Here is a 5729-nt window from a genome sequence, read left to right on the forward strand (position 1 = left end):
GTACCTCGGCAAGATCGTCGAGATCGGCGCCGAGACCGAGATCTACGACCACCCGACCCACCCCTACACCCAGGCGCTGCTGTCCGCCGTGCCGGTGCCGGACCCCACGGGCCGCGACAACCGCGAGCGGATCATCCTGACCGGCGACGTGCCGTCCCCGGCCAACCCGCCGTCGGGCTGCCGGTTCCGCACCCGCTGCTGGAAGGCCCAGGACATCTGCGCGCAGGAAGAGCCGCTGCTCCAGATCCGCTCGGGCCTCAAGGGGCCCGCGCTGCACCCGAGCGCGTGCCACTTCGCGGAGGAGAAGGACGTCGTGCACGCGCACTGACCCGTGGTCGACCGGCGGCGCGGCGGTCGACGTGGGCGCCGTCTGCGCACCCTGGTCGGCATGGCCGCCGGGCGGGCCGGACCACGTCGTGGTCCGGCCCGTGGTTTTGGGGTGGTGTGCACGTATTCTGACCGGCGGCCGGAAACGTTCGGCCGTGTTCCACAGGCTTGGGGAGTTCCACGAGTGCGCAGCAAGACCGTCTCCATATGGTTCGCCGGGGTGACCGCCCTCGCGATCGCCGCGACCGGGTGCACGTCCGGTGGCGGTGGCGACGCCGCCTCGGCGGCCGAGGACGCGGCGGGGAACGCGGCCCCGTCGGCACCGGCCCGGCCGTACGACTGCCGCCCCGCCGCCGCGGCCGCCCCCGCACCGGGCGCCCCGGTCGACCCGGCGGCCGTGTACAGCGCGTCCTCGAACGAGCCGGGCGACCTGCTGCCCGGCAACACCGGGTTCGACCGCAACGAGAACCACGCGGTCGGGATGCTCTTCCGCGGCCTGGTCGACTACGACCCGGCGTCCGGCGCCCCGGTGCCCGCGATGATGGCGGCGTGCACGACCACCGACGCGCGCACGTACACGATCTCGATCGCGTCCGGCTGGACCTTCCACGACGGTACGCCGGTGACCGCGAAGTCGTACGCGGACGCCTGGACTTGGGCACTGGATCCGGCCAACGAGGCAGCCGGCGCGGAGGTGTTGGCGGAGGTCGGCACGGTCAAGGCCGCCGACCCCGCCACGCTCGTGGTGACGCTCGACGAGCCGGACTCGTCGTTCCCCGCGCAATTGGGCCTGGCCGCCTTCTCGCCGCTGCCCGAGGTCTTCTTCGCGGACCCGGCGCGCTTCGGCCGCGAGCCGGTGGGCAACGGCCCGTTCCGCATGGACCCGCAGGGCGGCTGGCGGCCGGGGACCTCGCTGTCGCTGGTCCGCAACGATGCGTACGCGGGCCCCGACAAGGCCCAGGCGGCGGGCGTGCGGCTGGAGTTCGGCAGCGACGCGGCCCTCCGTGGGCCGCTCGACGTGATCAGCCGCGTGCCGCAGCCCCAGCCGGGCCGCGAGGTCTCGGTTCCCGGCGGCACCGTCGTGCACCAGACGTTGTCCACGTCCGAGCTGCTGTACTTCCCGATGGACGACCCGGCGTGGTCGGCACCCGAGGCCGCGAAGGTGCGGCAGGGGCTGTCCCTCGCGATCAACCGCGAGGCCATCGTGCGGGAGATGTTCCCGGGCGGTGCGTGGCGCCCCGCAACGGACTGGCTGGCCGCGGGAGTTCCGGGCGGCAACAACGCGTGCGGCGAGCTGTGCGCGTACGACCCGGAGCGGGCCCGGCAGTTGGTGGCCGAGGGCGGCGGCGTCCCCGGCGGGACGGTCACGCTGACGTACGCCCAGGACGGCGGCCGCGAGAAGGTCTTCAAGGCGATCTGCAACAGCATCAACACCGCCCTCGGTGCCGCGGTCTGCGTGCCGGCGCCGGTGGCGGAATTCGGCGAACTGCGACGCCGGATCAACGCGCGCGAGCCCGCCGGGATGTTCCGCGGCGGCTGGACCGCCGACTACCCGAGCCCGCGGAACTTCCTCGACCTGATGTTCCGCGGCGACTCCAAGGCCAACGATTCCGCCTACCGCAACGGGCTGTTCGACGAGTCCGTCACGCAGGCCCGCACGTCGGCGGACCCGCAGAAGGCCGCGCGGTTCTGGTCGGACGCGCAGGCGCAGCTCGCGATCGACATGCCGGCGCTGCCGCTGTGGTCGTACGGCACGACGATCGCGTCCGCTCCGACGATCGCCAACCTCGCGGCAGACCGCTTCGGCACCCCGGTATGGACCCGCATCGGCGTCAAGGCGGGTACGGCGCCCGGCGCCTGACGGCGCATCGGGTGGGGCCGGGGGCGGGCGTGGCACCGCTTCGGGCCTGACACCGCTTCAGGCGTGAACCGCCACGGGCATGCACCGCTACAGGCATGACACCGCTTCGGGCGTGGCGCTGTGCTGAGCGCCCGGCTGTTTCGGGCGACTTGATCGAGCGCGGCGCCGCCCGGCCCGCCTGCGCGTGCCGGGCGGCACGTGCTCGCGTCAGGTGCCCAGGGCGCGCCGCAGGAAGTCGACCTGGAGCAACAGCAGGTTCTCCGCCACCTGTTCCTGCGGCGTCATGTGCGTGACTCCGGACAGCGGCAGCACCTCGTGCGGCCGCCCGGCCGACAGCAGCGCGGACGACAGCCGCAGCGTGTGCGCGGCCACGACGTTGTCGTCCGCGAGGCCGTGGACCAGCATCAGCGGCCGCGCGAGGTCCGCGACCGGGCCCAGATCGCCGCCGGTGACCAGGGAGTTCACCTCGTACACCGGCTGTTCGTCGTCCGGGTGGCCGAGGTAGCGCTCGGTGTAGTGGGTGTCGTACAGCCGCCAGTCGGTGACCGGCGCGCCGGACACGCCCGCGTGGAACACGTCGGGACGGCGCAGCACCGCGAGGGCCGCGAGGTAACCGCCGTACGACCAGCCGCGGATGCCCACCCGGTCCAGGTCGAGGTACGGGCGGTCGACGGCCAGCGACTGGAGCGCGGCCACCTGGTCGTCGAGCGTCGCGCCCGCGAAGTCGCCGGAGACGGCCTTCTCCCACTCGGGCGAGTAGTGCGGCGTGCCGCGGCCGTCCGCGACGACCACGGCGAAGCCCTGGTCGGCGAACCACTGCGAGGTCAGGTGCGGGTTGCGGGCGGCGACCACGCGCTGGCCGTGCGGGCCGCCGTACGGGTCCATCAGCACCGGCAGCTTCTCGCCCGAGGTGGTGTCGAAGCCGCTGGGCAGCAGGATCGCGCACGGGATGCGGGTGGGGCCCGCGGTGGTCAGCTCAACCTCGGCGGTGATCACCGGGGTCTCCGCGTAGGAGGCGATCTCGCCTACCGGGGAACCGTTCTGAAGGACCGTCACCGTCGGGCCGGAGCGGTCGAGCGACGAGGAGACGAGCACCGTCGTGTCCCCGGAGCGCACCGCGCCGTGCACACCCGGTGCGGTGCTGACGCGCTCGGTGCCGTCCGCGCCGACCCGGTAGACGTGGATCTGGCCGGTCTCGGGGTCGGCCGCCTCGTACCCGGCCGACGCGGTGACCAGGATGTCCGCCGTGCCGCTGTCGACCACCGAACGGATGTGCAGCGTCGCGTCGGTGAGCACCCGTCCGTCGGTGACCAGGCGGCGGGCGCCCTCCGCGTCCTCGACGCGCAACAACGCGCCGCCGGGGGTCCAGGCCGGGGCGCCGGGGACGATGTCGATCCACACCGGGTCGGTCTGCGTGTGCAGTTTCGTCGTCGCACCCGTTGCGGGGTCGGCGGACAGCACGCGCTGCGTGCGCTGGTCGCGCGTCTGCACGACCAGCAGCGGCGGCCCCGCGGCGTTCCACACCACGTTGGCGAGGTACGGGAACTCCTTGCGGTCCCAGGACACTTCGGTGCGTCCGCCGCCATCGGTGCGGAACGCGAACAGCGTGACGTCGGCGTTGGCCGTGCCCGCGGCCGGGTACGCGACCTCCTGCGGTGCCGACGCCGGGTTGGCCGGATCGGCGATCCACCAGCGGCCGACCGGGGCGTTGTCGACGCGCGCCGCCAGCAGCGTGGTGCCGTCCGGGGACCACCAGTAGCCGCGGCTGCGCTGCATCTCCTCCGCCGCAATGAACTCCGCGGCGCCATAGGTGACTTCGTCGTTCTCCGGGGTCGCGAGCGCGCGGTCCCCGGAACCGTCCGCGGCGGCGACGCGCAGTTCGCCGCCCGCGAGGTAGGCGATGTGGCGGCCGGTGGGCGACGGCCGTGGGTCGATCACCGGTGCGGGCGCGTCGAGTTCGACGACCGTCCCGGCCGCCAGGTCGGCGACGAACAGCCGACCGGAGAGCGTGAAGGCGGCGACGGTCCCGGCGCTGTCGACGGCGTACCCGACGATGCCCGCCGAGCCCTCGCGGCTGCGCTCGCGGCGGGCGCGCTCCTCGGCGGACAGGTGCTCCTCGGCCCCGCCGAGCAGGACCGCCGGATCGGCGACGATCCGCTCGCCGGACCCGGGGGAGTACGCCCACAGGCACGTCGTGCGGTCCTCGCCGGACCGGGAGCGCAGGAACAGGACGGTGGCACCCGTGCCGCCGCCTCCGGTGATGGTGAAGGCGCGCGGGACCCCGAGCGTGAAGCGCTGGGTGCGGGCGTATTGCCGGGGAAAGGTGATCTCCGAGCTCATGCGCCAACCCTACGGGCGAGCCGCCCTGGGAACAGGGGTTCGGGCCGTACGGCGACGGACGGGCTATTCGGGTGATTTCGAGCCGTGCACGTTGCGTTACGCATCGTATCTGGGATTGATTCGTTGGTAACGGGTTTTTTGTCCGTCTATGTCCGGGAGGTGCGTGACCATGGCGGTCTCGGTCTCCGTCGTGATGCTTCTGGGTGTCGCGGTCGTGTTTCTGCTCCGCAAGGCCGGGCTCCGCCCGGTGCACGCCGTCGTGTGTGTGCTGCTCGGCTTCTACCTCGCGGGGACCTCGCTGGCCCCGTCCATCCACGATGCCGGTGCGAGCTTCGCGGGCATCGTGAACGGTATTCACTTCTAGCGGGTCCTCCAGCGGGTCCACCGGCAGGATTTCCCGGTGGGACTTCCGGCCGGACTTCCGGCGGGCCTCACTGCCGGATCCGGTGCCGGCCCTTCGGGCGCCCCCGCCGTTCGCGATCACGGGACCGTACTGTGGCGGCATGTCCACAGACGATCACCCGAACGGCCCCGCCAACCGCTGGCTGGCGGTCACCGGAGGCACCCGAGGGCCCGCGTACGCCGCCCGGTTCCGCGAACTCGCGGCGACCGGCCGCGACATGCACGGCGAGGCGCGGTTCGTCGACGCCCTGCTGCCCCGCGGCGGGCGCGTGCTCGACGCGGGCTGCGGCACCGGCCGCATCGCGGTCGAACTCGCCCGGCTGGGCCACAAGACGGTCGGGGTCGACATCGACGCCTCGATGCTCGGCGAGGCGCGCGCCGTGGCGCCCGGGCTGACCTGGGTGCTCGGCGACCTCGCGACCCTCGATCCACAGGCTGTGGACGGACCGGACAGCTTCGATGTCGCGGTCGCCGCCGGAAATGTCATGGTCTACCTGACTCCCGGCACCGAGGCCCAGGCGGTCGCGACCCTCGCGGCGTGCGTCCGGCCCGGCGGCGGGCTGGTCGTCGCCGGGTTCGCCCTCGACGGCGGCGACGGCGGGACGCGCGTCGAGGTGTCCGCGTACGACGCCGCCTGCGCGGCCGCCGGACTCGAACCGGTCGACCGCTTCGCCGGATGGGACCGCGAGCCGTGGGATCCGGCGGGCGGGTACGGCGTGTTCGTGCACCGACGCCCCTGAACCGACGCCCCTGATCCGCCGCCCCCGACCGGCTGCCCCGGGGGGGGGGGGGGGGGGGG

The 5729-nt window shown here is 73.6% G+C and carries 5 protein-coding genes; 4 read left to right on the forward strand and 1 reads right to left on the reverse strand.

The window, feature by feature from the left end:
* Window positions 1-328, forward strand: a 328-nt coding sequence (locus ACRX5S_RS34725; RefSeq protein ID WP_436777196.1) for an oligopeptide/dipeptide ABC transporter ATP-binding protein, incomplete at its 5' end; no start/stop codon positions are given.
* A gap of 183 nt (window positions 329-511) precedes the next feature.
* Window positions 512-2188, forward strand: a complete 1677-nt coding sequence (locus ACRX5S_RS34730; RefSeq protein WP_436777197.1) for an ABC transporter substrate-binding protein — start codon at window positions 512-514, stop codon at window positions 2186-2188.
* Window positions 2189-2395: 207 nt separating this feature from the next.
* Here the strand turns inward: ACRX5S_RS34730 and ACRX5S_RS34735 are convergent, their stop codons facing one another.
* Window positions 2396-4528, reverse strand: a complete 2133-nt coding sequence (locus tag ACRX5S_RS34735; protein WP_436777198.1) for a prolyl oligopeptidase family serine peptidase — start codon at window positions 4526-4528, stop codon at window positions 2396-2398.
* Between the two features lie 169 nt (window positions 4529-4697).
* Between ACRX5S_RS34735 and ACRX5S_RS34740 the strand changes: the two genes are divergently transcribed.
* A complete protein-coding gene (locus tag ACRX5S_RS34740) occupies window positions 4698-4892 on the forward strand; it encodes a DUF2304 domain-containing protein (RefSeq protein ID WP_358360363.1) in 195 nt (64 codons plus the stop codon).
* A 139-nt stretch (window positions 4893-5031) separates the two neighbouring features.
* Entirely contained in the window at window positions 5032-5670 is a 639-nt protein-coding gene (locus ACRX5S_RS34745; protein WP_436777199.1) for a class I SAM-dependent methyltransferase, read from the forward strand.
* Window positions 5671-5729 lie beyond the last annotated feature (59 nt).

Source organism: Yinghuangia sp. YIM S09857 (assembly GCF_051388915.1).
GTDB lineage: Bacteria > Actinomycetota > Actinomycetes > Streptomycetales > Streptomycetaceae > Yinghuangia.